A 25,645-nucleotide genomic window follows, 5' to 3' on the forward strand; every position below is an offset into this window, starting at 1 on the left:
CACGGAGCTTGAATCCTCGTCGGCACTCTCCGGCTCCTCGGGATCGGTGAAGGTGTGCAAACGCGGGGGACCGCAACAGCAAAAGGGTGAAACCTTATGAAAATCGTGATGGCAATCATCAAGCCGTTCAAGCTCGACGAGGTACGCGAAGCGCTTACCGCCGTCGGCATCCAGGGCCTGACCGTCACCGAAGTCAAAGGCTACGGGCGTCAGAAGGGGCACACGGAAATCTATCGCGGGGCGGAATACGCGGTCAGTTTCCTGCCGAAGATCAAGATCGAGGTCGCGGTCAGCGCCGACATGGTCGACAAGGCCGTGGAGGCCATCACCGCAGCCGCCAAGACCGGTCAGATCGGCGACGGCAAGATCTTCGTTTTCGGCATCGACCAGGCGGTGCGCATCCGCACCGGCGAAACAGACACCGACGCGCTCTGAAGCGGCGAACACGTATTCCAATGGAGAGTTCAATGAATATTCCTTCCACCTTGAAGAAGACGGGACGCGCCGCCCTTTTTGGCTCGCTCGCTCTCGCAGCGTTGGGCAGCGTCGCCGCCCTCGCGCAGGAAGCGGCTCCGGCCGCGGCTGCCGCCGCCCCGGCCGCTCCCACCCCGGTGCTCGACACCGGCAACACCGCCTGGATGCTGACTTCGACGGCGCTGGTGCTGATGATGACCATCCCCGGCCTGGCACTGTTCTACGGCGGCATGGTGCGCAAGAAGAACGTGCTTGCCACCGTCATGCAGAGCTTCGCCATCACCTGCCTGGTGACGGTGCTGTGGTTCATGTTCGGCTATTCGCTGGCCTTTTCCGACGGCGGCGGCATGAATGCCTATCTCGGGGGCTTCTCGAAGTTCTTCCATCACGGCATCACCACCTCGACGCTGTGGGCGCCGGGCGTGGCTAACATTCCTGAATTCGTCTTTTCGATGTTCCAGATGACCTTCGCCATCATCACCCCGGCCCTGATCGCCGGCGCCTTTGCCGAGCGCATGAAGTTCTCGGCCCTGCTGATCTTCATGGCGCTGTGGCTGCTGGTCGTCTATGCGCCGATCGCGCATTGGGTCTGGGGCGGCGGCTTCCTCGGCGCTGCCGGCGTGCTCGACTTCGCCGGCGGCACGGTCGTCCATATCAATGCCGGTGTCGCGGGTCTCGTCTGCGCCCTGGTCCTGGGCAAGCGCGAAGGCTACGGCACCACCAACATGGCGCCGCATAACCTGGTCTATTCCGTGATCGGCGCTTCGCTGCTGTGGGTCGGCTGGTTCGGCTTCAACGCCGGTTCGGAACTCGCCGCCGACGGCCTCGCCGGTGCCGCGATGCTCAACACCCAGGTTGCCACCGCGGCAGCGGCGCTGGCCTGGATGTTCGCCGAATGGATCGTCGCCAAGAAGCCCTCGGTGCTCGGCATCATCTCCGGCGCCGTCGCCGGCCTTGTCGCGGTGACGCCGGCTTCCGGCTTCGTCAACCCGACGGGCGCCTTCATCGTCGGCATCGTCGCCGGCGTCGTCTGCTACATCTCGGCGGTCAAGGTAAAGCACATGTTCGGCTATGACGACTCGCTCGATGCCTTCGGTGTCCATGGCGTCGGCGGCGTGGTCGGCGCATTGCTGACCGGCGTGCTCGCCGACCCGGCAATCAACAGCCTGTCCTCGGGCGCGTCGATCGGCAAGCAGCTCTACGGCATCGTCTTCACCATCCTGTGGACGGCAATCGCCACCTTCGTCATCCTCTACATCGTCAAGGCGCTCGTCGGCCTGCGTCCATCGACCCAGGAAGAGGTCGAGGGTCTCGACATCAGCCAGCACGGCGAAGTGGTGCCGTAAGGCCTCTTTGCCATGGGACCGGCGGACCTCCTCCCGCCGGTCCCATCTCTTTCTGTAATCGCGTACGGAAAACCGCTGCACGTCTTCTGGAACTTGAAATCCCGTCGTGACGCTCCGCAAGGTGCTCACGCCTTGAGGCCCGGATCGCTCCGGGCCTCTTTTTTGGAGCCCGTTTGATTGAACGAGCGCAATCACGTTCGCGTGATTGAGATTTTCGAGGAAACATCGGACGTCTTGGCATCGAACTCCCGGGCACGACCACTGTTCGGCGGTCGTTGCAAACAATAGGGAAGGAAACTATCCAATGAACGTCAAGAATATCTGTCTCGGCGCGCTCGCTCTTTCCATGGTCAGCGGCATGGCATTTGCCGGGGCTCTCGACGAACCCGACAATATGGCCCCGTTCTTCACCGATTCCAGCATGAAAACCATGAAGCCAATGGCGGAATTCAAGACCGCTTTCATGGCCATGCCAATGGAAAAACAGGATACGATGAAGAAGGAATGCCAGGACGCGGCGATGAGCAAGCCGCACGCCGAGTTCTGCGCCAACGTCCAGGCGCTCGGCGGAGCCAACTGAGACCGCAGCGGATCAGGCCCACCGAGCCTGATCACCCTGCCGTTGCCGATGCAGAAATGGCGGGCCGTGAGGCTCGCCATTGTTATTTGCGGCAGGCGGGTGGGGCCCTTGCCATGGTTAATGCGGCCTTAACCTTCCCACGCATAGTCTGGCAGCCAAATCTGCCGAAGTGCGTCACGCGCTCGGGCCAGGCAATCACTGACGGGGAAGAGCATGCGTTCAGGGGCTTCAGCACCGCTCGCGCTGACCGATACGGGGCACGGCATCCAGGCATTCGCGCGACGCCAGGTCGGCCGGCTTGTCGGCGCCGGCATGTTCGCGTTCACCGCTTTCGGCGTCGCCAGCCTGGCCACCTGGAATGTCGCCGACCCGAGCTTCTCGCACGCCACAGCCAACACCGTCACCAATGCCATGGGCTATGCGGGTGCTGTCTTCTCCGACATCGCCATGCAGTTCTTCGGCCTTGCCGCCGTGGCGGCGCTGGTTCCGGCCGTGATCTGGGGATATCTCCTGTTTTCGGCGCGTGGCGTCGACAGGCTGCCCAGGCGCGGTCTGTTCTGGTTCGGCTTTGCCCTGCTGGCCGCCGCGATCGCCGGCTGCGTGGTGCCGCCCAAGACCTGGCCGCTGCCGACCGGGCTCGGCGGCGTGTTCGGCGACATGGTACTGAAGATTCCGGGCGTCGTCATCGGTGGCTATCCGACCGGGCTGGTGGCCAGCGTGCTCGCCATTCTGATGGCCGGGCCGGCGCTATGGCTGTTCGCCTACGGTTCGGCGCTGATCGCACGCAAGAACGGTTTCGCCGTCATGGAGGAACCGGCCGCCGCCGATCCGCGTGAGGATGAGCTGCTGTTCGACAATGACGAGGATGAAGGCGACGAAGGCATACTGGCGCTCGGCGCAATGACCCATTGGTGGCTTTCGTTCCGCGCCTGGATGCACCGCCGCGCCGTGCGCCGCAGGCAGCGGCGGGACGAATTCGAGCCGGGAATGGAGCCGCGCGCCAGCGCCTGGCGGCGTGCCGCCGAACGGGTCGAATCGGCCGAGTTCGCCGAGCAGCGGATGAGCCCGGATGGCCGTGCCCGCGTCGAACCGGAATTCTTCGCCGCCATGGTCAACGACCGCAGCGTTTCCGTCGATCCGGACGATGACGTCTTCGACGGTCGCTTCGACACCGGCGATGACGATGTCGATTTCGACGATGAACCCCTCGTCCAGCGTCGCGCGGCTCCCACCGCCAAGGTCCAGCCGTTCCGCTCGGATGCCGCCACGCGCGTTGAAGCGCCGGCGCCGCGCCCGGCCCCGGGTGCGCGCGTCCAGCGCGAGGCGCAGACCTCGCTGATCGGCTCGGAAAAATTCGAGATGCCGTCGCTGCATTTCCTGTCCGAACCGAAGAACGTCGCGCGCGACCCGAGCCTCTCGAAGGACGCGCTGGAACAGAACGCCCGCCTGCTCGAAGGCGTGCTGGAGGATTTCGGCGTCAAGGGCGAGATCATCCATGTCCGCCCCGGCCCCGTCGTCACGCTCTATGAGCTGGAGCCGGCGCCGGGCATCAAATCATCGCGCGTCATCGGCCTCTCCGACGACATCGCCCGCTCGATGAGCGCCATCGCCTGCCGCGTCGCCGTGGTGCCGGGCCGCAACGCCATCGGCATCGAATTGCCGAACGCCAAGCGCGAGACGGTGTATCTCAGGGAAATCATGGCCAGCCGCGATTTCGAGACCACCAAGGCCAAGCTGGCGCTGGCGCTGGGCAAGACCATCAACGGCGAGGCGGTCATCGTCGATATCGCCAAGATGCCGCACGTCTTGGTCGCCGGCACCACCGGCTCGGGCAAGTCGGTCGCCATCAACACCATGATCCTGTCGCTGCTCTACCGGCTGACGCCGCAGGAATGCCGGCTGATCATGATCGATCCCAAGATGCTGGAGCTCTCGGTCTATGACGGCATCCCGCACCTTTTGACGCCTGTCGTCACCGACCCGAAGAAGGCGGTGGTTGCGCTGAAATGGACCGTGCGGGAGATGGAAGACCGCTACCGCAAGATGTCGAAGGTCGGCGTGCGCAATATCGACGGTTTCAACGCACGCGTCCAACAGGCGGAGAAGAAGGGCGAAAAGATCTCGCGCACGGTGCAGACCGGCTTCGACCGCCAGACCGGCGAGGCGATCTACGAGACCGAGAATCTCGACCTCGAGCCGATGCCCTACATCGTCGTCATCATCGACGAAATGGCCGATCTGATGATGGTTGCCGGCAAGGACATCGAGGGTGCCGTCCAGCGCCTGGCGCAGATGGCTCGCGCCGCCGGCATCCACGTGATCATGGCGACGCAACGTCCGTCCGTCGACGTGATCACCGGTACCATCAAGGCCAACTTCCCCACCCGCATCTCCTTCCAGGTAACGTCGAAGATCGACAGCCGCACCATCTTGGGCGAGCAAGGCGCCGAGCAGCTGCTCGGCATGGGCGACATGCTCTACATGGCCGGCGGCGGCCGCATCCAGCGCGTGCACGGCCCGTTCGTCTCCGACGACGAGGTGGAGAAGATCGTCGCGCATCTGAAGCTGCAGGGCGTGCCGGAATATCTCGACGCCATCACCGAGGACGATGATGAGGACGAGGACGAGCCCTCCGGCAAGGGCAGCTCGGGCGGCGGCGGCGGCAATTTCGAGGATTCCGACGACCCTTACGACCAGGCGGTGTCCGTGGTGTTGCGCGACGGCAAGGCCTCGACCAGCTATATCCAGCGGCGTCTGGGCATCGGCTACAACCGCGCCGCTTCGATCATCGAGAAGATGGAAAAAGAAGGCATTGTCGGCCCCGCCAATCATGCCGGAAAACGCGAGATCCTGGTGCCGACCGAAGAGGACAAATTCTGATCGCGAAAGATACCGGCGGCAACTTTGAACCTTCTGGCGCGTTCAAGCGGTAAGCAGCGTTCGCGCCGTCAAACTTCAGCCCAACTGGGGGTTCAGGACAACAACAAATCAGGACTCAAGATGAGAGTGACCGACATGAAAAACGATCTTTCCGCGCTCGGCGATCTTGCCCCGACGCGCCGTCAGCTGCTTGGCCTCGGCCTGGTGCTCGCGGGCGCTGCCGCCCTCAACGTGGTGCCCGGATTCGAGCTGCTGGCATCCGCGCAGGCGGCCGTGCCGGCGGCCGCGCAGAAGATCGCCGATCATTTTTCCTCGGTTAAGTCGATGAGCGGCGAATTCGTGCAGTTCGGCCCCAAGGGCGAACAGACCGGCGGCAAGTTCTTCCTGGAAAGACCGGGCAAGATCCGCTTCAACTATGACGGATCCTCGAATTTCCGGGTGATTTCGGACGGCAAGTCGGTGGTCATCCTCAACAAGAAACTGAACACGTCCGATCTCTATCCCTTGTCGAAGACGCCGCTGAAACTGCTGCTCGACGACCGGATCGATCTCTCCGGAAACCGCGTCAAGAGCGTCAAGGAAGAGGACGATCTCACCACCATCCAGCTCTCGGACAAGTCGGTGTTCGGCAATGCGCGGATCACCATGATGTTCGATCCGAAGACCTATGATCTGCGCCAGTGGACGATCACCGATGCGCAGGGCAAGGACACCACGGTGATGATCTTCAACACCAAGGAAGGCGTCAGCTTCGCTCCCGACACGTTTGCCATCGACTATACGGCCAATCGCGAGCTGAATACGAAAACCAGATAGCTTTCCTCGCGCTGGCGAAGCCTTTCGTGCAGTTTCGGCGGCGCGGCGCCGACCTCCGCAACTGCTGCAATGCTTGTCTTTATGGCGCGGGGCTGGCAGTAGTTCGGCGATCTTTCGCCGGACCCGCCAAATGCCCTTTTCCATCGCCACCTGGAACATAAATTCCGTTCGCCTGCGCATGCCGATCATCGAGCGCCTGCTCGATGAATACGCGCCCGATGTGCTTTGCCTGCAGGAAACAAAAGTTCCCGACGAGCTGTTCCCCGAAAAGGCCTTCCGCAGGCTCGGCTACGGGCACATCGCCTTTCACGGTCAGAAGGGCTATCACGGCGTGGCGACGGTCGCGCGCCGGCCGATCGCGGTGGTCGAGAAGCGCCGCTTCTGCGACATCGACGACAGCCGGCATTTGTCGGTGACCGTGCGGGCCGGCGGCAAGACGATCCTGCTGCACAATTTCTACGTTCCGGCGGGCGGTGACGAACCGGACCCGGAAGTCAACCGCAAATTCAGGCACAAGCTCGATTTCGTCGCCGAGATGAACGCAATCCGCGCCGAACACAGCGAAGTGTCCGCCTCGGTCCTGGTCGGCGACCTCAACATCGCGCCGCTCGAACACGATGTCTGGTCGCATAAGCAACTGCTCAACGTGGTCAGCCATACGCCGGTCGAGACGGAGAGTTTCGAGGCCATGCGGCTGGCCGGCGACTGGGTCGACCTGATGCGGCTCAACGTGCCATCAGAACAGAAGCTCTACACCTGGTGGAGCTACCGCGCGCAGGACTGGGAGGCATCCAACCGCGGCCGGCGGCTTGACCATGTCTGGTCGTCACCGAACCTGGTGCCTGATTTCACCGGCTACGAAATCCTGCGGGCGGCGCGTGGCTGGGAACGTCCCTCGGACCATGTTCCGGTCATCGCGCGGTTCAACCTGGACTGATCAGCCGGGCCGGCGCTTTTCCCACTCCGGCGACAATTGCGTCAAGCCGCTCGGTCGCCATGATGAAGGGCAGGTCATTTTCGGTGGCGCGAACCAGCCGGAACTCCACCTGTCTCTCCCGTTCACTCGGAAAAGCGCGGCGCCAGCTTCTCGATGCGGTGGATCATTGCCTGAAAGTCTTCCAGGATGCGCTGGTGGAGCTGTGCCGCCAAATCCGGATATTCCTCCAGGATGCGGCGGAACATCTTTCGGCTGAGCCGGATCACCTCCGAATCGACCGCGGCCGATGCGCTGGTCAGCCGGTTGGTGTCGGCGATCAGCGCCAGTTCGCTCAGCATGGTGCCGGGGCTGGCCGTGCCGATAGGGATGCGTCCGCCTGCCTGTTCGCGGTAGAGCACGATCTCTCCGCTGACCACGATATAGGCCGAATCAGCCATATCGTCCTCGCGATAGAGCTTGTGGTCTGCCTGCAGCAGCATGGTCTCGGCGCCGAACGCGAGCAGGCGCAATTGTTCCTGCGTGAAGCCCTCGAAAAGCCTCACGGCTGACAGGATGCGGATGTCATCATCCAGCGCCATCTAGCTGTGTCCCCGAACGGTCAGTCCAATCCCTCCTCTGCGGTGCGATCCAGAATCCCGCTCCAACAGGATCGCACCCAAAAGCAGCCCCGCCCAGACCGCTTATTGGATAATAAAATGTTTAAGGAACCAGCTTGTAGCCACCGCTTTCTGTCACAAGAATTTCCGCATTGGAAGGATCGCGCTCGATCTTCTGGCGCAGGCGATACACATGGGTTTCCAGCGTGTGCGTGGTAACGCCGGAATTGTAGCCCCACACCTCCTCGAGCAGCACGTCCCGCGTCACCACCTTCTGGTCGGCGCGGTAGAGATATTTGATGATCGAGGCCTCCTTCTCCGTCAGCCGCACTTTTGCGCCGCGCGGGTCGATCAGCAGCTTCTGGCTTGGCTTGAAGGTGTAGGGGCCGACCGAGAAGGTGGCGTCCTCGCTTTGCTCGTGCTGGCGCAGCTGCGCGCGGATGCGCGCCAAAAGCACCGCGAAGCGGAACGGCTTCGTCACGTAGTCGTTGGCGCCGGCTTCGAGGCCAAGGATCGTGTCCGAATCGGTGTCGTGGCCGGTCAGCATGATGATGGGCGCCTTGTAGCCACCCTTGCGCAGGATCTTCACCGCTTCGCGGCCGTCCATGTCGGGCAGGCCGACATCCATGATCAGCAGGTCGATGAGGCCGCCACGCGCCGCGGCGACGCCTTTTGCCGCAGTGGACTCCTGCAGCACGTCGAATTCCTCATAAAGAGACAATTGCTCGACCAACGTGCCGCGCAGGTCGTCATCGTCGTCGACGATCAGGATGGTTCGTGAAGTCATGGATCAATCCGTTGTTTTGAAAAGAAAATTCAGTTGACCGCTGCCTGTTTATGCGGAAGCTGACCGGCACAACAGCCGATCACAGTGATTTGTTCCGTGGCACGATCATACAAGAAAAAACACGATCGCAATGCAGCCGGCGCAATTTTGCGAAAAGGACTGCGGGTGCTGACCGTGCGGGCAAGGCCCGGCCGTCCCAGCCAGGGGCTGCTGCAGGCGGGCAGAACGGTGTTTGCCTGCGCGCTGGGGCGTGGCGGCATCTCGGCGGGCAAGCGCGAAGGCGACGGCGCCACGCCGCTTGGCCAAATGCGGATCCTGTCGGGTTATTTCCGTGGAGACCACTTCTCCAGCGGCCGCATCACCCGGCTGGCGATGACGCCGATCGGGCCTGATCTCGGCTGGTGCGAAGTGCCCGACGACCGAAACTATAACAGGCCGGTCAAGATCCCCTACGGCGCCAGCCACGAACGCATGCGGCGCGACGACAGGCTCTATGATGCCTGCCTTGTGCTCGACTGGAATATAACGCCGCGCCGCCGCGGACGCGGCAGCGCCATCTTCTTCCACCTGGCGCGCCCGGGCTTCACGCCCACGCAAGGCTGCGTCGCGGTGACCGCACGCACGATGGCGCGCCTTTTGCCGCTGCTGTCGGACCGGACGGTGGTGAGGGTGGTAAGGTAGGGAATGGTGTAGGGAATAGGCAGTAGGCAGTAGGGTTCTCTTTCTATTGCCTACTCCTAATTCCTATTCCCTTTCCTTACCTGCCAGCCGATGTCGAGCAGGCCCAGCCGGCCGAGTTCGCGGTCCATGGCGCGGGAGACGTCTTTGCGCGTGGCGCCAACATCGCGCAACTGGCGATCCGACAGGTCCTCGATGTCGTCCTGCGGCAGGCTTGCCGCGACCTTGGCCTGGCGGAGCCAGTCGAACGCGGCGGTCAGCCAGTTCAGCCGGCTCGCGGGAGCTCTCAAAGCTATGTGAGACATGATACGGTTCCTTCCATCCGGACATAAAATCCGGTTTGATATTGGTTCGATGGTCGCATCATGCCCGATTGAAAGATTGGAGAGAAACGAGTAGTTCTTTCCGGATTATCAAGTTTTCTTTGAGGATCAGGACGCCATGACCGCGTCTGTTCTGGGGCCGCGCTGATGGCCCGCCTGGTGCCGGGAACCCGGGCGCTGAGGACGCTGGAGGCAGCGGCCCGGCATCTCAATTTCACCCGGGCCGCCGACGAACTCGGCCTGACACCAGCCGCCGTCAGCCACCAGATCAAGGAGATCGAAGACCAGCTCGGCATCGTCCTGTTCACGCGCTCCAGCCGCAGCATCCGGCTGACGGAGGCCGGAACGGTGCTGTTCGAGGCCTCTGCCGATGCCCTCGACCTGCTTGGCAAGGCCGTCTCGCGGGCACAGAAGATGACGCGCGGCACGACGCTGCTGAAAGTGACGCTCGACGCCCAATTCGCGACGAAATGGCTGATGCGGCGGGTCGAGGATTTTCGAAAAAAACATGAAGGCATCGAACTCAGGTTCGACATCGCCTACGGATTGCGGGATTTCGACCTCGACGATGTCGATGTCGGCATCCGCTTCGGCGCCGGCAGATATCCGGGACTTTGCGCGCATCGGCTGTTCGACAACGTCATCATCCCGGTATGCAGCCCGAGCCTGCTGGCGTCAGGTCCGCCGCTGCGCGAACCGCGCGATCTCTTCCATCACACGCTTGCCCATATCGAATGGGCGCGTCAGGGCGTGACCTGGCCGAACTGGCGCATGTGGATGGCGGCAGCCGGCGTCGACGATTTCGACGACAGCCGCACCATCGTTTTCGGCACCTCGGCCGACGCGGTCCAGGCGGCGATGGAGGGCAGCGCCGTGGCGCTCGCCGATTTCGCCATGGTGGCCAACGACCTTTCCGAAGGCAGGTTGGTGCGGCCTTTCGAACTCGGCATCAAGGTCGCGCCGGAATTCGCCTATTTCCTGGTCTATCCCAAGGAACTGGTGAACGATCCGCGCATCGTTGCCTTTCGCACGTGGATTCTGGAGGAAATGGCAAAATCCCAAACCGCGGACCGGGTGTAGCGGAGGCCTTCAACTCGCTGCGGCGCCGAACCAGCCGACCACGGCGCCGACGATCAACAGCACGCCAAGCCAGTGGCCGCCGTCGATGATGGTCAGGTCCCAGCCGAAATTCTCGTAGCGATGATTGACCGACAGCGTGGTTGCGACGAAGCCGAGCCAAAGCACGAAACCGAAGACCAGTCCCGCCAGCAATGTCGGCTCGCCGCCAGTCACCGCGCCGACGACCAGGGCCATCACAAGCGCCATGACCAACTCGGCGATGAAAGAGATGAGAAACGGCAGCAACGATTTCTTCATGGTCGCCGGATCGAGTTTTGCAGCCTTCAGCCATGGCTTACTCAAACCGGTGTACCAGCCGGCGCCGAACAGCCACGCCAGGATTGCGGCGACGATCACCGCCAGCCAGTTAACCGCTGAAAAATCCATGATATCCCCCTCTGACACGGAGCTCATGGAAACGCCTGTTCAGTGGCGGCGTCAAGCCGGGCGCGCGATGCTCCACCGCCAGACGGTGGTGCGTTTTATTTCGGCATCCTCGAGCGCCCGCGTCACCGGCACCTGGTAGACGCCAAGCGGTTCCAGCCCCGACCGCGGCAGATAGGAGCGGCCGGGATCGCCGATCAGGATATCGGCGCCGCGCCGCTTCAGAGCCGCGAACCAGGGCGTCAGCCGGTCTGCGAACGGCTTGTCGTAGAAGACATCGCCGGCAAGAACCACGTCCCAGTCCGCATCCGTTCCGACGCAGTCATCCTGGACGAATTCGACGGCGACGCCATTGGCTTGCGCATTGAGGCGGACCGCCGTGGCGCAGAACGGGTCGATGTCGGCGGCGGTCACCCCTGCCGCGCCGGCTTTTGCTGCGGCGATGGCGACGAGACCGGAGCCGGAGGCGAAGTCGAGCACGCGCTTGCCCCGCACCATGGCCGGGTTGTCGATGATATGGCGGGCAAGCCCCTGGCCGCCGGCCCAGGCAAAGGCCCAGAAAGGCGGCGGCAGCCCGATCTCGACCAGCTCGTCCTCCGTCCGCTGCCACAGATCATGCGCCTCGTCGGCAAGATACAGCGCAATCTCCGGCACATGCGGCGGCGCCATCAGCGCCGTATTGTCGAGGATGAAGCGTTCCGCGCTATGGCTCGTGAGAACCGTCACGGAGCCGGCGTCAGGCCACCCATGCGGCAGACTTCCTTCCATTCGGCCGGCGTCACCGGCTGCACGGAAAGCCGTCCGAGCCGCACCAGCGCCATGTCGGCGAGCTTGGGATTGGCCTTGACCTGCTCCAGCGTCGGCGGGTTCGGCACATCCTTGAAGGCGCGGATGTCGACGCATTCCCAGCGCGGATCGTCCGATGTGGTGTCGGGATGAGCCAGTGCGCACACTTCGGCGATGCCGACCACGTTCAGCCCCTCGTTGGAGTGGTAGAAGAAGCCGAGATCACCGATCTGCATGGCCTTCATGTTGTTGCGCGCCGCATAGTTGCGCACGCCGTCCCATTGCGTGCCTGCCTTCCCCTTGGCCTTCAACGCCTCGAAGGAGAACACCGAGGGTTCGGATTTGAACAACCAGTAGTTCATTCGTATTGCTCCTCCAGCCTTGTGCCGATTAATTAACCGCCGGCTTGTTGAAGGTCCAGTTCCACTGGCGGACCTCGACGCTTTCGAACAGTCCCGCCTTGGCATAGGGATCGGCGGCCGACAGCGCCTGCGCGCCTGCCATGTCAGGCGCTTCGACGACGACGAGGCTGCCGTTGGACTTGCCGTCGGCGTCGAGGAACGGACCGGCGAAGGCCAGCTTCTTGTCGCTGTTCAGCCCTTCGAGAAAAGCGAGGTGCTCCGGCCGCGTATCGATGCGCACTTGCGTGCTTCCGGGCTTGTCCTTGCAAATCAACGCGAACAACATGTCTCTGTCTCCTGATGCTGGAATCAATCGTCGGTTTCGGTCTTCAGCGGCCGGGTCATCAAGGCCGCCACAGCCTGCCGGATGGTGATGGTGCCGTCCAGTATGGCGGCGACGGCGGCGATGATAGGCGCGTCGATGCCGCGCTCGGTGGCGATGCGGGCGGCGATCGCCGCCGTCGGCACGCCTTCCGCCAGCGGCAGCCCATCAAGCGGCTTGCCCTGGCCGAGCGCCAATCCGTAGGCAAAGTTGCGCGATTGCATGGACGAGCAGGTGAGCAGCAGGTCGCCAAGGCCGGAAAGCCCCATCAACGTCTCGGGCCTGGCGCCGAAGGCGGCACCGATGCGGCGCAGTTCGACGAAGCCGCGCGTCACCATGGCGGCCTGGGCACTGGCGCCAAGCCCGGCGCCAGTGACGGCACCCGCGGCGATGGCGAAGACGTTCTTCAAGGCGCCGCCGATCTCGACGCCGATCAAATCATCATTCGAATAGCAGCGCAGATTTTCCGCCGAGAAGCGCGCGGCAAGCTTGGCCGCCAGCGCCTCGTCCCGGGCGGCAACCACCACCGCCGTCGGCAAGCCCCGGGCAACGTCCGTGGCGAAGCTCGGACCGGACAGAGCGGCGACCGGATTCCCAGGCAGGATTTCCCCGACGATCGCCGACAGCAAGGCGCCGGTATCGCGCTCGATGCCCTTGGCGCATAGCACCAGCGGGACGCCGGCCGGCATATGGCCGTTGGCGTGAGCAAGCATCGCCCGCAACGATTGCGCCGGCGTCACCGCCAGCACGCAATCGGCACCGTCGAGCGCGGCTTGGATGTTGCTCGTCGCCACGATGCCGGCCTGGAGCGCGATGCCAGGTAGATAGCGTCGATTTTCGCCGTGATCGATCGCGGCGACGGTCTCCGGGTCGCGCGCATAAAGGCGGACGAAATGGCCGGCGCGCAGCATGGCCAGCGCCAGAGCGGTACCCCAGGCCCCGCCACCGAGCACGGCAACGCGCCAGCCGGTTGGCGCGATCTCGATGCCGCTCATGCCCTCCTTGCTCATGCCCTCCTTGTTCATGCCTTGGCCCCGCGCCGGCCCGAGCCGATCATCGGCGCGGAGATGCTGTCCAGCGGCCAGCGCGAGCGCGGCACGAAATCGAAGCCGTTTTCTTGCGCCAGGCCTTCGCGCATCCGCTCGATGCCGGCCCAGGCGATCATTGCCGCATTGTCGGTGCAAAGTTTCAGCGGTGGCGCGACGAAGGCGAAGCGCGCCTCGGCGCACAGCCGTTCCAGCGTCGCCTTGATCGTATGGTTGGCGGCGACGCCGCCGGCGACGACCAGCGCCGGCGCGGCCGTGTCGGGGAATTCCCGGCGGAACCGGGCGAGCGCGCGCGAGACACGGTCGCCCAGCGCGTCGGCCACCGCCGCTTGGAAGGACGCGCAGATGTCGGCGACGTCCCGGTCGCTCAAGGGCTCGATAGCGCTCGCCGCCTGGCGCACGGCGGTCTTCAGGCCGGAGAACGAAAAATCGGGCTGCGCCGATCCCTTCATCGGACGCGGGAAGGCAAAACGACCCGCATCGCCCGATGCCGCCGCCTTCTCGACATTGGGACCGCCGGGATAGGGCAGGCCAAGCATCTTGGCCGTCTTGTCGAATGCTTCGCCGAGCGCGTCGTCGATGGTCGTCGCCCAGCGCTGGTAGTCGCCGACGCCACGCACGGCCAGGATCTGTGTGTGGCCGCCGGAGACCAGCAGCAGGAGATAGGGAAAGTCGAGCCCATCGGTCAGCCGCGCCGTCAAGGCATGGCCTTCGAGATGGTTGACGGCGATCAGCGGCTTGCCGGTTGCGGCCGCGATCGCCTTGGCCGTCATCAGCCCGACGATGAGGCCCCCGACGAGGCCCGGACCTGCGGTCGCGGCGATGGCGTCGATGTCGGCCAGCGCCACGCCCGAATCGGCAAGGGCTGCCTCGACAATGCCGTCCAGGGCCTCGACATGGGCGCGCGCGGCGATCTCCGGCACAACCCCGCCGAAGGCGGCATGCTCCTCGATCTGCGACAGCACGATATTGGACAGGATTTTGGGCGCGGCATCGCCCTCCAACGCCACGACGCTGGCGGCGGTCTCGTCACAACTCGTTTCAATGCCCAGAACGCGGATCAATTGGTCGCTGTCCCCAAGGATTGTGTATCGGGGCATTCCCCGGTAGGAGACGCCCGGAAAAGGCGACTTCGTCTGCCGGGGGTTATCACGGACCGCGCGCCATGCAAACAATCTTGAAGATCGGAACACGCGGCAGCCCGCTGGCGCTGGCGCAGGCGCAGGAAACCCAGGCGCGGCTTATGGCGGCGCATGGTTTGCCGCAAGAAGCGTTCGAAATCGTCGTCATCTCGACCACCGGCGACCGCATCCAGGACCGGCCGCTGTCGGAAGCTGGCGGCAAGGGCCTGTTCACCAAGGAGATCGAGGAGGCGCTGCTCGCCCGCGCGATCGACATTGCCGTGCATTCCTCGAAGGACATGCCGACGCACTTGCCCGATGGGCTGGAGCTGTCTGCTTTCCTGCCGCGCGAGGACGCGCGCGATGCTTTCGTCGGCAAGGCGGCTAAGACGATTGCAGACCTGCCGCGTGGCGCCAAAGTCGGCTCGTCGTCGCTCAGGCGGCAGGCGCTGATCCGCCGCATGCGGCCGGATCTCGACGTGGTGATGTTTCGTGGCAATGTGCAGACGCGGCTGCGCAAGCTCGATGAAGGCGTTGCCGCCGGCACCATCCTCGCCCATGCCGGGCTGAAGCGGCTCGGGCTCGGCCACGTGGTCACCGATCTGATCCCGCTCGACATCTTTCCGCCGGCGCCGGGCCAAGGCGCGATCGGCATCGAAACCCGCATAGGCGATGGCGACGTCGAACAGATGCTGGCGGCCATCCACGACCTGCCGACCGGACAGGCGCTGGCTTGCGAGCGCGCTTTCCTGGCGGCCCTCGACGGCTCCTGCCGCACGCCGATTGCCGGTCATGCCGTGATAGACGGCGCGGACCTTTCTTTCGCGGGATTGATCATCTCGCCTGATGGCACGCAGTCGCACATGGTCGAGATGAAAGGCCTGGCGCTGGATGCCGCCCGCATCGGTGAAGAGGCGGCAAGGACGGTGCGGGCCAGGGCCGGCGAGACATTCTTCGACGGCTGGGCCTGACGGTGCAGCGCGTTCTGGTGACGCGGCCTCAACCGGGCGCCTCCCGCACCGCGCGAATGCTCAAGGACATGGGGTTTCTACCGCTGCTTTTGCCGCTGACCGAGACGGTGGCCTTGCCGATCGATACGGACCTCGTCATCGGCAATGCCGTGGCCGTTGCGGTGACCAGCGCCAATGGCGTGCGCTTTGCGCCTAAGGAGGTCGTCGCCCGGCTTTCGGACTTGCCTTGCCATGCCGTCGGCAAGAGGACCGCGCAAGCCGCGCGTGAAGCAGGATTTTTGTCCGTCAGCGAAGGTCCCGGCAATGCCGAAGGTCTTGCTGGCAGTCTTGCCGGCGAATTCCAGGGCAAGACCATTGTCTATCTCTGCGGACGCGTGCGCTTCCCGGCATTCGAGCAGCGGCTGCAAGCTGCCGACGTCGGGGTCCGCCCCGTCGAGACATACGACACGCTCGCCGTGACCTATTCGGACGAGGCCGTGCTTGCCCGTCTGTCGGGGCAAACCGCGGATGCGGTGCTGCTCTATTCCGCCAGGGCGGCTACCGCGCTGCAGGCCCTGGTCAGGCGGCCTGCGCTGCATGAAGCCTTTGACAAGACGCGGGTTTTTGCCCTGTCGCATCGCATCGCCGCCGTCCTTGGCGACGTCGCTGGCGACCGCATCCACATAGCCGCGCGGCCCGACGAGGGTGCGCTGCTTTCGCTTTTGCGGCCCGGGTCCTGAGCCGCGTCATCACACCGCCCCTTTTCACCGCTTGGTGATGTGCTAGACCCTCTTTGAACCATCCCCAAGCGAATTTGCGGAGCCCAAGCATGGTGAAGACGCCGAAGATGCGACATTCGAAAAGCCGCCGCGAGCCGGTGACCATCGAACTTGAGCCCGGCGCCGTTTCCCGCATCGCCGACGAGAATGCCGCCAGGGCCGGGGCGCAAACCGATGAGGCCAAGGCGGAGGAAGCCGCGAACGCCTCGCAGCCGGAGGCGCCCGAAGAGCCTGTGCACGCCGACCAGACCGATCTAGAACCCTGGGAGCACGCCGAGGCGACAGCGCCCCGATCGGAACGATCCGCGGAAAGCGCCGCCAAGGCGGACGAACCGGCGGCAGCCTACCCCGGTTCCCCGGAGGACGCCGCTGGCAAGGCCGGCGCCTTCGACTACAGTTTCGAGGACGCTTCGGCGAAGCGCGCCGAACCTGAACCGGCCGGGCGGGTGACCGGCGCCTCGGCGGGGAACGGGAAAACCGCATCCGCACCGCCACCGCCGAAGCGGGTCAACGGCATCGCGGCCGGCATCATCGGCGGTGTCATCGCACTGGTCGGCGCCGGCGGATTGCAGTTCGCCGGCCTGCTCGGCGCGCCGGGGTCCGCTCCCAGCGTCTCGCTCGAAGGCGTCAACGGCGAAATCGGCGCGCTCAGAACCGAGATCGCGGATCTGAGGCAAGCTGGCGACGGCGGTGCGTCGGCCAAGGTCGACGGGTTGTCCGCGGCGTTGGATCAGGTCAGGACGGATGTCGCAGCGCTCAAATCGGCGGTCGAGCAAGGCGGAGCGGGCGACAATGCCGGGCTGGCCGCGCTTGGCGACAAGGTCAGGCAGATCGAGACGGCGGTTGCGGCGCTAGGCAAGGCCGGCAACCCGGCTCCAGTCGATCTCGGCCCGCTCAATGAAAGGCTGGCTGGCCTCGATGCGCTGGTCAAATCGGCCGGCGAGGCGGCGGCGAAGCAGGACGGCCGGCTCACCGCGCTGGAGCAGTCGGTGGCGCAGCTTTCCGGCAAGGTCGAGGCGCAGGCCGGACAGCCGAAGGTCGCGCTCGCCATCGCCGCTTCGGCACTGAAGGCGGCGCTCGACCGTGGCGCGCCGTTCGGTGCCGAACTCGAGACCTTGGCCGCGATCGCGCCGGACGCGCCGCAGCTTGCGGCTCTGCGCGCCTACGCGCAAAAGGGCGTCCAGACCCGCACCGAGATCGCATCGCAGATGGATGCCGCCGCCAACGCCATGGTCGCGGCGGCCACGCCGGTCGACGAAAATGCCGGGCTGCTGCAGAACCTTCTGTCGAGCGCCGAATCGCTGGTCAAGGTCCGGCCGATCGGCGCTGTCCAGGGCGCCGGCGCGCCGGAAACCATTGCGCGCATGGAGGTGGCGGTCAATCAGGGCGACTATGCCAAGGCGCTCACAGAATATGAGACGCTGCCCGCGCCTGCAAAGGCGGCCGGCGCCGATTTTGCCGGCAAGCTGAAGGCACGCATCGAGGTCGAGACGCTGATCGATGCGCTGATATCAGGCGCGATGAAGGCGTGAGGAACTGGCGATGATCCGAATCCTGCTCTTCCTCGCCGTCGTCTTCGCGCTGGGCCTAGGCTTTGCCTGGCTGGCGGACCGGCCGGGCGACATGGTCATCACCTTCAACGGCTACCAGTATCAGGTCAGCCTGATGGTGGCGGCGGTGGCGGTGGTCGCCGTCGTCGCGGCGGTGATGATCCTGTGGTGGCTGATCAAGTCGGTCTGGAACAGCCCCTACACCATTTCGCGCTATTTCCGGGTGCGGCGCCGCGACCGCGGCTATCAGGCGCTGTCGACCGGCATGATCGCCGCCGGCGCCGGCGACGGCGCGCTGGCCCGCAAGAAGACCAAGGAAGCGGCCAAGCTGATCCGCTCCGACCAGGAGCCATTGATCCATCTGCTCGAGGCCCAGGCTTCGCTGCTCGAAGGCGACCACGAAGGCGCGCGCCAGAAATTCGAGAGCATGCTCGACGATCCCGAAATGCGGCTGCTCGGCCTGCGCGGGCTTTATCTCGAAGCCGAGCGCCTGGGGGACCGCAATGCCGCCAGGCACTATGCTGGGCGCGCCGCCGGCATGGCGCCGCAACTGGCCTGGGCGGCCGAATCGACGCTTGAAGAGCTGACCGGGCGCGGCGACTGGGACGGCGCGCTGAAGCTGGTCGAGGCGCAGAAGGCGACCCGCCAGATCGAACGTGACGCCGCCAACCGCCGACGCGCCGTGCTGTTGACCGCCAAGGCGCAGTCACTCGCCGACAGCGATCCCGCAGCTGCCCGCACGGCGGCGATAGAGGCCAATCGGCTGCAGCCGGAGTTCGCGCCGGCCGCAGTCGCGGCTGCGACGCTGCTGTTTCGCCAGAACGACGTGCGCAAGGGCTCGAAGATCCTCGAGACAGCCTGGAGGGCCGAACCGCATCCGGAGATAGCGGAGCTCTATACCCATGCCAGGCCGGGTGACGCCGTGCTCGATCGCCTCAACCGGGCGAGGAAATTGCAGGAGATGAAGAAGAACCACGCCGAATCCTCGATGACGGTGGCGCGCGCCGCGCTCGATGCACAGGATTTTGCGACTGCCCGCCGCGAAGCCGAGGCGGCGATCCGGATGGACCGCCGCGAGGGCGCCTATCTGCTTTTGGCCGACATCGAAGAAGCCGAGACGGGCGACCAAGGCAAGGTGCGACAGCTCTTGTCCAAGGCGGTGCGGGCGCCGCGCGACCCGGCCTGGGTCGCCGACGGCGTCGTCTCGGAGCGCTGGGCGCCGGTATCGCCGGTCACCGGCCGGCTTGACGCCTTCGAGTGGCGCGCCCCGATGGAGCGTCTCGGCCAGCTGATCGACAGCCGTGACGATGCGCCGGACGCCCCGGCGGTGGCGATCGAGGCGCCGGGCAGGCCGGCGCAGGAAGAGTCGGTCGAGGTGATCGATCACGCTGGCCCGGGCGGCGAGACGGCCGGCAAGCAGGCCGAGAACGATCAGGACCACGTCAGGCCGGTGACGGCGCAGGCTTTCGCCGCGGTGCCCGCCGATGCCGAGGCCGTCGAACCGGCGCAGGAACTGGCACGCCTGCCGGACGATCCCGGCGTCGATCCGGACGATGCGGCGGAAAAGTCGCCGCGCCGGTTCCGGTTGTTTTGAGTTGGCTGGGTGGCCCGGCCGTTTGGGAATGGATCGATGTTCGAACGCGTTTTGTCGTTTCTGAGGGATTTGCCGACCGGCACCGGCGCCCGCGCCAGCGCCGATGATCCGCGCGTGGCAGCCTCGGCGCTGCTCTACCACGTGATGAGCGCCGACGGCGTGCGCCAGGACGTCGAGTGGGAACGGTTCAAGGCAGTGCTGGCGCAGGCCTATTCGGTCAGCGGCAACGAGCTCGACGCGCTGGCCGCCGCCGGCGAGCGCGCCGACAACGAGGCGATCGACCTCTATGCCTTCACCAGCGTGCTGAAGCGCCACCTCGATGCCGAAGGCCGCAAGGCTTTCATCGGCCTGATGTGGGAGATCGTCTATGCCGATGGCGAGCTGCACGAGTTGGAAGACAACACGGTCTGGCGCGTTGCCGAGCTGATCGGCGTCGAACGCCAGGATCGCATCGAGGCGCGCCGCAAGGCGGCGGCCGCGGCGCCGGGGGCCCGTGGAACGTCGAGCGACGAATAGGTCCATCCGCCGATGCCGCCGATGCCCCCGCGTTCGAAGCCGAGAATTCTGATCGTGCTGCATCAGGAGAATTCGAGCCCCGGGCGCGTCGGCCACATGCTTCTCGAAGAGGGCTTCGATCTCGACATCCGCCGCCCGCCGCTTGGCGATGCCTTGCCAGAGACGCTCGACGGCCATGCCGGGGCCGTGGTGTTCGGCGGGCCGATGAGCGCCAATGACGAGGACGAGTTCGTCCGCCGCGAGACCGACTGGCTTGAGGTTCCGCTGCGTGAGAACCGACCGCTGCTGGGTATCTGTCTTGGTGCGCAGATGCTGGCCAACCATCTCGGCGGCAAGGTCGAGGGCCATGGCGAAGGTCTGGTCGAGATCGGCTGGTATCCGTTGAAGGCGACCGAAGCCGGCAGAAAGCTGATGCACTGGCCCGAAATGGTCTATCAGTTCCACCGCGAAGGTTTTTCGCTGCCCAGCGACGCGACACTGCTGGCTACGAACGAGACCTATCCCAACCAGGCCTTTCGCTACGGCGAAAATGCCTGGGGCATCCAGTTCCATGGCGAACTGACCCGAGTGATGATGCAGCGCTGGGTGGTGCGAGGCGCGCACCGCTTCGAATTGCCGGGCGCCCAGCCCGGCCGCGACCATCTCGGCGGCAGGCTGATCTGGGACATGCACCTCAAGCGCTGGCTGGACGAGTTCCTGGTGCTGATTTTCGGCGGCCGACGGCGCGGTCGCGGCGCAACCATCCCCTGATGGGGGGTCGTTTAACGCCTGCTAGTCCGAAAACGTCACGCTCACACCCCGCTGGCGAAAATAAGCCTGCATCAATTTGCGGCCCGAGCGGTTGTTCTGCGCCAGTTTGGTGGGATCGAACACCGCCTGCTTTATCCCCTCTCGCGCCAGCGCTGCCTTAAGCGTCGCGATATGGGCGTCGAGATCGGCATTGTCCGCCCGCAGCGACACATAGATACTCTCGGTTGCCTCGGCCACGGTCGGTTCGCTCACAGGTATCGTCCTTTGGTTGGTCGGGCGGCGGCTTAGCACAGATTCGCAGCCCGCCGATACCGGTGGACCTGAATTCGATGCCCCGTCAATTTCGTCCATTGAGGTGCCGCACCCTTCGGAGCGCCGGGAACAGGTAGGCCCACAGGCCGGCAACGGCGATGGCGCCGACGCCGCCGATGACGACGGCCGGCACCGTGCCGATCAGCGCCGCCATGGTGCCGGCGCGGAATTCGCCGAGCTCGTTGGAGGCGCCGACGAAGACCTGATTGACGGCGTTGACGCGGCCGCGGACATGATCGGGGGTCCAGAGCTGGATCAAGGTTTCCCTGATGTAGACGCTGAACATGTCGGTGGCGCCGAGGAAGGCCAATGCCAGGATCGACAGCCAGGCGATGGTCGACAGGCCGAACAGCACCGTAAAGGCGCCGAACGCGGCCACGAAGCCGAGCATGATCAGGCCCGCGTGGTTGCGGATAGGATGACCAGCGAGCCAGATGGCGACACAGATGGCACCCACCCCTGGCGCCGAGCGCAGCAAACCAAGTCCCCAGGGACCGAGTTGCAATATGTCGCGGGCATAGATCGGCAGCAGCGCCGAGGCGCCGGACAGGAGCACGGCGAAGAGATCGAGCGAGATGGCGCCAAGCACGATCTTCTCGCCCCAGATGTAACCGAAGCCGGCGAACAGGGTCTGCATGGTCGGCTTGTCGGTCTCGCTGCGCTGCGCCGGCCTCGGTATGGTGAAGATCAGCAGCCCGGCGACGAGCATCAGCGCCGTGGCCGTGCCATAGGCCACCTCGGCCGATACGCCGTAGAGCAGGCCGCCGGCGACCGGCCCGACGATGGTCGCCGTCTGCCAGGCCGACGAGTTCCAGGCGATGGCGTTGGCGAAATCCCGGGGCGGCACCAGATTGGCGAACAGCGACGACGAGGCCGGTCCGAAGAAGGCGCGGGCAATGCCGAACATGGCGAGCACGATGAAGATTGGCAGCGGGCCGCTGATGCCGCGCAGGGTCAGGATGAGCAGCGCGAGCGCGCAGATCGCCTCGAGCAGCACCGCCAGCGCCATGATCAGCCGGCGGCCGAAACGGTCGGCAACGACCCCTGTGACCAGCACCAGGAGCAGCGCAGGCAGGAACTGGACGATGCCGACAAGCCCGAGATCGAGCGGGTCGCGGGTCAGATCGTACATCTGCCAGCCGACCGCGACGGACACGATCATGGTGGCGAATGTGGTGAGGAAGCGCGCCGCCCAATAGCTCAGGAAGGAGCGATGGCGGAACGCGGCATAGCGCTGGTCCGGTGATATCTGTTCGGAGGTCATGGAACGAGGCCCCGTTAGAAGGATGGAGGCCGGCGGGGCACTTCCACGATGGACGCTGGTCCGGCCGGGGAACCCTTTAGCCCAGTTCGATGTATGACGCGCGCAAAAAACAGGTTCTGGATCAAGGATTTTCTGACGTGTTCCATCGAACGCACACGAAACTCACCCGCCAAGACCCAGCGGGACAGGAGAGCTTATCGGGTGTCTCGAAGACCGCATGTCTCCCCATCGTGCACGCGATAGCCTTGAAAGCCGATCGATGAGCAGCATTCTTTCGGCCTGCCCACTGGCATGGCCGAAACCTACCGATACATTGGGTTTTGGCGATAATGTCGAGCGTAACTTCACCCTTATATATCGTCGTTCCTTGTGAATTGGAACAATAGACCATTCCATGTTGGAATAATGCGAAAAGCGTACGCGTAATCAGCAATCTTTTTGCTGGCGCCTTTCTGTCATTGCATTTAAGTACTTGCTAAATCAAGCAGGGTGCTTACTGGATTATTAAGCATTTTCAAAACAGAACTCAAGATCGGGCAATTTTTCCTTGCTAGCCGGGGACATCGGTTACAACCTATGGATACATCAACCGCGCCGGCGGATCGTTGGCATGCTTGGGCGGATGGGCGCTAGGCATGGAGAGGGAAATGGACATTCGCCAAGGCGGCTCCCGCTGGGAGCGCTCCCCTCGATTTGAGGAATTGCGACGGCCGGCCGCAAAGTCGTCGAATGCATGGGCCACAGCCCGGCAATCCAAGCTTCGATACGCAGGGCAACTATCAGGGGTGCAATGGCATCGGCTGCCAGGTCGATGCGCCTGACGATGACAATTCATCGGGTGACGACGATTCCGACTGACAGCCACACTCCGCAAAGGAAGAGGAAAACCACCTATGTCTGAATTCGGCGACTTGGTTCGACGGCACGCCAAAATCGTCATGATCGGGCTGGCGGGGTTGATACCGACATCTGCTTTCGCGAACGATGCCTGCGACGGCGTCAAGGTCGAAGTGACGAAGGCGCGCAAACAGGAATATGCACCGCTCGTCGCTTCGGCGATGGACAATAAGTTCAAGCCCGCCCGCGCCAAGTTCATCACCATCTTGGAAAGCGGCAACTGGAGCGCCGCTTATGTCTCCACGCCTGTGAGCGATGACGGCGTGATGTTCTTCCAGACCGTCGACGGAAAGAAGCAGTTTCGTGACGTCTGGGGCGGCTATGCCGATCCATCGGAAAAGCCTGAACTGGTATCCTGGGCGAAGAAGCTCGGAGCGCCGGAAAAGCTGGCCAGGTGCTTCGCCGAAACCGTTACGGAATGACGATGCCGCTCACCTGCAAAGAGGACGAGAACCAATGAAAACCGCAATTCTGACCACCGCCGTAGTTCTGGCCATGCCGGCTTTCGCTTTTGCCAAGGACAAGTGCGCCGACGCCAAGGATCAGGCCACCATGAACCAATGCGCCGATGCTTCGTTCAGGAAATCCGACAAGAAGCTCAACGAACTTTACAAGCAGATCGAAACCCGCCTGAAGGACGACGCGGATACCAAGAAGCTTCTTGTCCAAGCGCAGCAGAATTGGATCAAGTTCCGCGACGCCGAGTGCAATTTCCAGATCGCGGGAGCGGCCGGAGGCAGCGTGGTCCCCATGCTCCTCTCGATGTGCATGGATGGCCTGACGCAATCCCGGGTCAAGGATTTCGAGGGTTACCTGAATTGCAAGGAAGGCGATCTGAGCTGTTCCGTTCCGGCAGCGAACTGAGGTTTCCTGCCAGTCTGCAGACGGGGTGGAAAATCATTCCCTCAGCGCGCCGGAGATGGCATCGAGCCCGCCCTGCAATTGCGCGCTCGCCATGGAAGAGCGTAAGATCGGGCAGCCTGCCAAGACGGACCGCCGGCAGGCCTCAATCAAACCATTGGCTCAGCGCCGGAATGCGCGCTCAGGCCGAGACCTTGGCTTTCCTGCCCCTGGCCGGCGCTTTCGGGGCGACGGCCTTGCGGCCGAGACCGATCGACTTAGCCAGTTCCGAACGCGAGGCCGCGTAATTGGGAGCGACCATCGGATAGTCCGACGGCAAGCCCCATTTGGCGCGGTAGGCGTCCGGCGTCAGGCCGAAATGCACGCCCAGATGACGCTTCAGCGATTTGAACTTCTTGCCGTCCTCCAGGCAGATGATGAAATCCGGCGTCACCGACTTCTTGGGATTGACCGCCGGCACGAGCGGCGCCGCCACGGGTACGGCCGGCTGGCCGAGCCCGCTGATCGAAGCGCTGACGCTGGCGATGAGGTCGGCCAGGCCGGAGGCGGGCAGGCGGTTCTTCTCGACGTAAGCCGACACGATATGGGCGGTCAGCTCGAGAAGGTCGATATCCTTGCGAGCGTCGTTGCTGTCGTCGGTCAATCTATTTTCCTCCGTCTATGGCGTATGGGGCCCGAAATCGGCACAGTTTCGGATGGGATGATGCGCAAAGTTAAAGTGCGGCGGCGTCTTTGCACGTCCCTCGCGGTTCGTCGCGATGTAGTGCGCCGGAATTCCTAGTCGGCAAATCTGCGCAATGCAACGACTTGGCCCCGCGTCACACATTATTTTGAATAACTATACTGAACTGTAATACTATCAGACGATCAGGGCCTTGTCTCGCCACAGACGAAATCCGCCTTCGAAGGCGCGTGTGTTGTCGCCGCGCCTGCTGTCGGCGGGCAAATCGCCGAGCTTGTCGACATTGCCGCCGCCGATGACGACATAATCGGGCTGCATGGCGGCGCGCAGCCGGTCGACGACGTCGAAAACGGATTTTCGCCATTTCTTCTTGCCGCGTTTTATCAGGCCGCGCTCACCGACATAGTCCTCGAAGCTCTTGCCCTTCTTATAGGGAAGATGGGCGAGTTCCATCGGTTGGGCGACGTTGTCGACGATCATCGCCGCACCCAGGCCGGTTCCCAACCCCAGGAACAGCATGCGACCGCCTTCATAGCTGCCGATGGCCTGCATCAGCGCGTCGTTGACCACCTTGACCGGTTTGCCGAACTGCGCGGCGAAGTCGAAGCCGGCCCAGCCCTTGCCGAGATTGGCGGGATCGAACAAGGGCCTGTTGTGATGCACCGGGCCGGGATAGCCCATCGAGATGACGTCGTAGGACAGTCCGTCGGCCAGCGCCTTCACCGCATCGATCATCTGCTGGGGCCTCAGGTCCGGCCCGGAATCGGCGCGGCGCTCAGCACCGCCTGAGCTGGTGAGGATCTTGACGTGCGAGCCGCCTATGTCGATCGACAGCACGATCGGATCGCCGCTCGCCGCTTTCGGCCTTGCCGTCCTGGCCATGCTGCCCTCTCC

General features: G+C 64.2%; 29 protein-coding genes. 16 read left to right on the top strand and 13 right to left on the bottom strand.

Features of this window, described 5'->3' with window-relative positions; genetic code table 11:
* Positions 1 to 96 precede the first annotated feature (96 nt).
* The 6 genes from FJ942_RS10270 to FJ942_RS10295 all read left to right on the top strand — a co-directional run bounded on the left by FJ942_RS10270 (position 97) and on the right by FJ942_RS10295 (position 7,033).
* Entirely contained in the window at positions 97 to 435 is a 339-nt protein-coding gene (locus tag FJ942_RS10270) for a P-II family nitrogen regulator (protein WP_013528889.1), read from the top strand.
* A gap of 32 nt (positions 436 to 467) precedes the next feature.
* Positions 468 to 1,820 carry an ammonium transporter gene (locus FJ942_RS10275; protein ID WP_140492683.1) on the top strand — a complete coding sequence of 451 codons (1,353 nt, stop codon included), beginning with the start codon at positions 468 to 470 and terminating at the stop codon, positions 1,818 to 1,820.
* A 304-nt stretch (positions 1,821 to 2,124) separates the two neighbouring features.
* Complete coding sequence (locus FJ942_RS10280) at positions 2,125 to 2,400, top strand: hypothetical protein (RefSeq protein ID WP_140492681.1); 276 nt, start codon at positions 2,125 to 2,127, stop codon at positions 2,398 to 2,400.
* 213 nt (positions 2,401 to 2,613) lie between these two features.
* Positions 2,614 to 5,280: a DNA translocase FtsK gene (locus FJ942_RS10285; RefSeq protein ID WP_140580170.1), complete on the top strand. Its 2,667-nt coding sequence runs from the start codon at positions 2,614 to 2,616 to the stop codon at positions 5,278 to 5,280.
* Between the two features lie 135 nt (positions 5,281 to 5,415).
* The gene (locus FJ942_RS10290) at positions 5,416 to 6,096 is read left to right on the top strand and encodes an outer membrane lipoprotein carrier protein LolA (protein WP_140513951.1); all 681 of its coding nucleotides are present in this window, start codon (positions 5,416 to 5,418) and stop codon (positions 6,094 to 6,096) included.
* 130 nt (positions 6,097 to 6,226) lie between these two features.
* Positions 6,227 to 7,033 (top strand): exodeoxyribonuclease III, encoded by an 807-nt coding sequence (locus FJ942_RS10295; protein WP_140492674.1) that lies wholly within the window; start codon positions 6,227 to 6,229, stop codon positions 7,031 to 7,033.
* Between the two features lie 122 nt (positions 7,034 to 7,155).
* On the opposite strand, the gene FJ942_RS10305 is transcribed toward FJ942_RS10295, so the two are convergent.
* Both FJ942_RS10305 and FJ942_RS10310 read right to left on the bottom strand, forming a co-directional pair.
* Complete coding sequence (locus tag FJ942_RS10305; protein ID WP_140524662.1) at positions 7,156 to 7,611, bottom strand: cyclic nucleotide-binding domain-containing protein; 456 nt, start codon at positions 7,609 to 7,611, stop codon at positions 7,156 to 7,158.
* Positions 7,612 to 7,732: 121 nt separating this feature from the next.
* Positions 7,733 to 8,416, bottom strand: a complete 684-nt coding sequence (locus FJ942_RS10310; RefSeq protein WP_091576052.1) for a response regulator transcription factor — start codon at positions 8,414 to 8,416, stop codon at positions 7,733 to 7,735.
* A gap of 144 nt (positions 8,417 to 8,560) precedes the next feature.
* On the opposite strand from FJ942_RS10310, the gene FJ942_RS10315 reads away from it, so the two are divergent.
* On the top strand, positions 8,561 to 9,097 hold the full coding sequence (locus FJ942_RS10315) for a L,D-transpeptidase (protein ID WP_181165209.1): 537 nt from the start codon (positions 8,561 to 8,563) through the stop codon (positions 9,095 to 9,097).
* A 56-nt stretch (positions 9,098 to 9,153) separates the two neighbouring features.
* Here FJ942_RS10315 and FJ942_RS10320 read toward each other — a convergent pair whose 3' ends face one another.
* The gene (locus FJ942_RS10320; RefSeq protein WP_140554835.1) at positions 9,154 to 9,399 is read right to left on the bottom strand and encodes a hypothetical protein; all 246 of its coding nucleotides are present in this window, start codon (positions 9,397 to 9,399) and stop codon (positions 9,154 to 9,156) included.
* A gap of 165 nt (positions 9,400 to 9,564) precedes the next feature.
* On the opposite strand from FJ942_RS10320, the gene gcvA reads away from it, so the two are divergent.
* The gene (gene gcvA / locus FJ942_RS10325) at positions 9,565 to 10,497 is read left to right on the top strand and encodes a transcriptional regulator GcvA (protein ID WP_140492662.1); all 933 of its coding nucleotides are present in this window, start codon (positions 9,565 to 9,567) and stop codon (positions 10,495 to 10,497) included.
* A 9-nt stretch (positions 10,498 to 10,506) separates the two neighbouring features.
* Here gcvA and FJ942_RS10330 read toward each other — a convergent pair whose 3' ends face one another.
* From FJ942_RS10330 to tsaD, 6 genes are read right to left on the bottom strand one after another with little or no spacing between them, the layout of a single operon-like run.
* Complete coding sequence (locus tag FJ942_RS10330) at positions 10,507 to 10,923, bottom strand: DUF1761 domain-containing protein (protein WP_140513953.1); 417 nt, start codon at positions 10,921 to 10,923, stop codon at positions 10,507 to 10,509.
* Between the two features lie 51 nt (positions 10,924 to 10,974).
* Positions 10,975 to 11,646 (bottom strand): methyltransferase, encoded by a 672-nt coding sequence (locus FJ942_RS10335; RefSeq protein ID WP_140897640.1) that lies wholly within the window; start codon positions 11,644 to 11,646, stop codon positions 10,975 to 10,977.
* Positions 11,643 to 12,068 (bottom strand): EVE domain-containing protein, encoded by a 426-nt coding sequence (locus tag FJ942_RS10340; protein ID WP_140492656.1) that lies wholly within the window; start codon positions 12,066 to 12,068, stop codon positions 11,643 to 11,645. The genes FJ942_RS10335 and FJ942_RS10340 overlap by 4 nt, the downstream gene beginning before the upstream one ends.
* A 28-nt stretch (positions 12,069 to 12,096) precedes the next feature.
* Positions 12,097 to 12,393: a YciI-like protein gene (locus tag FJ942_RS10345; RefSeq protein ID WP_140897642.1), complete on the bottom strand. Its 297-nt coding sequence runs from the start codon at positions 12,391 to 12,393 to the stop codon at positions 12,097 to 12,099.
* 23 nt (positions 12,394 to 12,416) lie between these two features.
* Complete coding sequence (locus FJ942_RS10350; RefSeq protein WP_246679755.1) at positions 12,417 to 13,454, bottom strand: NAD(P)H-dependent glycerol-3-phosphate dehydrogenase; 1,038 nt, start codon at positions 13,452 to 13,454, stop codon at positions 12,417 to 12,419.
* Positions 13,451 to 14,536, bottom strand: a complete 1,086-nt coding sequence (gene tsaD, locus FJ942_RS10355) for a tRNA (adenosine(37)-N6)-threonylcarbamoyltransferase complex transferase subunit TsaD (protein ID WP_181167281.1) — start codon at positions 14,534 to 14,536, stop codon at positions 13,451 to 13,453. The genes FJ942_RS10350 and tsaD overlap by 4 nt, the downstream gene beginning before the upstream one ends.
* A 104-nt stretch (positions 14,537 to 14,640) precedes the next feature.
* Here tsaD and hemC point away from each other — a divergent pair, with 104 nt between their 5' ends.
* The 6 genes from hemC to FJ942_RS10385 all read left to right on the top strand — a co-directional run bounded on the left by hemC (position 14,641) and on the right by FJ942_RS10385 (position 20,735).
* Positions 14,641 to 15,567 carry a hydroxymethylbilane synthase gene (hemC, locus tag FJ942_RS10360; RefSeq protein ID WP_140897644.1) on the top strand — a complete coding sequence of 309 codons (927 nt, stop codon included), beginning with the start codon at positions 14,641 to 14,643 and terminating at the stop codon, positions 15,565 to 15,567.
* A 2-nt stretch (positions 15,568 to 15,569) separates the two neighbouring features.
* On the top strand, positions 15,570 to 16,286 hold the full coding sequence (locus FJ942_RS10365) for a uroporphyrinogen-III synthase (RefSeq protein ID WP_140492642.1): 717 nt from the start codon (positions 15,570 to 15,572) through the stop codon (positions 16,284 to 16,286).
* An 89-nt stretch (positions 16,287 to 16,375) separates the two neighbouring features.
* Positions 16,376 to 17,857 (top strand): mitofilin family membrane protein, encoded by a 1,482-nt coding sequence (locus tag FJ942_RS10370; protein ID WP_140897646.1) that lies wholly within the window; start codon positions 16,376 to 16,378, stop codon positions 17,855 to 17,857.
* 10 nt (positions 17,858 to 17,867) lie between these two features.
* Positions 17,868 to 19,469: a heme biosynthesis protein HemY gene (locus FJ942_RS10375; RefSeq protein ID WP_140513961.1), complete on the top strand. Its 1,602-nt coding sequence runs from the start codon at positions 17,868 to 17,870 to the stop codon at positions 19,467 to 19,469.
* 36 nt (positions 19,470 to 19,505) lie between these two features.
* Positions 19,506 to 19,985 carry a TerB family tellurite resistance protein gene (locus tag FJ942_RS10380; RefSeq protein ID WP_140492633.1) on the top strand — a complete coding sequence of 160 codons (480 nt, stop codon included), beginning with the start codon at positions 19,506 to 19,508 and terminating at the stop codon, positions 19,983 to 19,985.
* 21 nt (positions 19,986 to 20,006) lie between these two features.
* Positions 20,007 to 20,735 carry a glutamine amidotransferase gene (locus FJ942_RS10385; RefSeq protein WP_140897648.1) on the top strand — a complete coding sequence of 243 codons (729 nt, stop codon included), beginning with the start codon at positions 20,007 to 20,009 and terminating at the stop codon, positions 20,733 to 20,735.
* Positions 20,736 to 20,756: 21 nt separating this feature from the next.
* On the opposite strand, the gene FJ942_RS10390 is transcribed toward FJ942_RS10385, so the two are convergent.
* Positions 20,757 to 20,987 (bottom strand): hypothetical protein, encoded by a 231-nt coding sequence (locus FJ942_RS10390; protein WP_140897650.1) that lies wholly within the window; start codon positions 20,985 to 20,987, stop codon positions 20,757 to 20,759.
* Positions 20,988 to 21,072: 85 nt separating this feature from the next.
* Positions 21,073 to 22,311, bottom strand: coding sequence for an MFS transporter (locus FJ942_RS10395; protein ID WP_140580174.1), 1,239 nt, complete (start codon positions 22,309 to 22,311; stop codon positions 21,073 to 21,075).
* A gap of 893 nt (positions 22,312 to 23,204) precedes the next feature.
* Between FJ942_RS10395 and FJ942_RS10400 the strand changes: the two genes are divergently transcribed.
* Both FJ942_RS10400 and FJ942_RS10405 read left to right on the top strand, forming a co-directional pair.
* On the top strand, positions 23,205 to 23,630 hold the full coding sequence (locus FJ942_RS10400; protein ID WP_140728666.1) for a hypothetical protein: 426 nt from the start codon (positions 23,205 to 23,207) through the stop codon (positions 23,628 to 23,630).
* A 34-nt stretch (positions 23,631 to 23,664) separates the two neighbouring features.
* Positions 23,665 to 24,072, top strand: a complete 408-nt coding sequence (locus tag FJ942_RS10405; RefSeq protein WP_140492618.1) for a lysozyme inhibitor LprI family protein — start codon at positions 23,665 to 23,667, stop codon at positions 24,070 to 24,072.
* Positions 24,073 to 24,250: 178 nt separating this feature from the next.
* Here the strand turns inward: FJ942_RS10405 and FJ942_RS10410 are convergent, their stop codons facing one another.
* A complete protein-coding gene (locus FJ942_RS10410) occupies positions 24,251 to 24,712 on the bottom strand; it encodes a MucR family transcriptional regulator (protein WP_140492615.1) in 462 nt (153 codons plus the stop codon).
* 216 nt (positions 24,713 to 24,928) lie between these two features.
* Complete coding sequence (locus tag FJ942_RS10415) at positions 24,929 to 25,633, bottom strand: ROK family protein (protein WP_140492612.1); 705 nt, start codon at positions 25,631 to 25,633, stop codon at positions 24,929 to 24,931.
* Between the last annotated feature and the right edge of the window lie 12 nt (positions 25,634 to 25,645).

The organism is Mesorhizobium sp. B2-4-2 (assembly GCF_006442845.1).
Classification (GTDB): domain Bacteria; phylum Pseudomonadota; class Alphaproteobacteria; order Rhizobiales; family Rhizobiaceae; genus Mesorhizobium.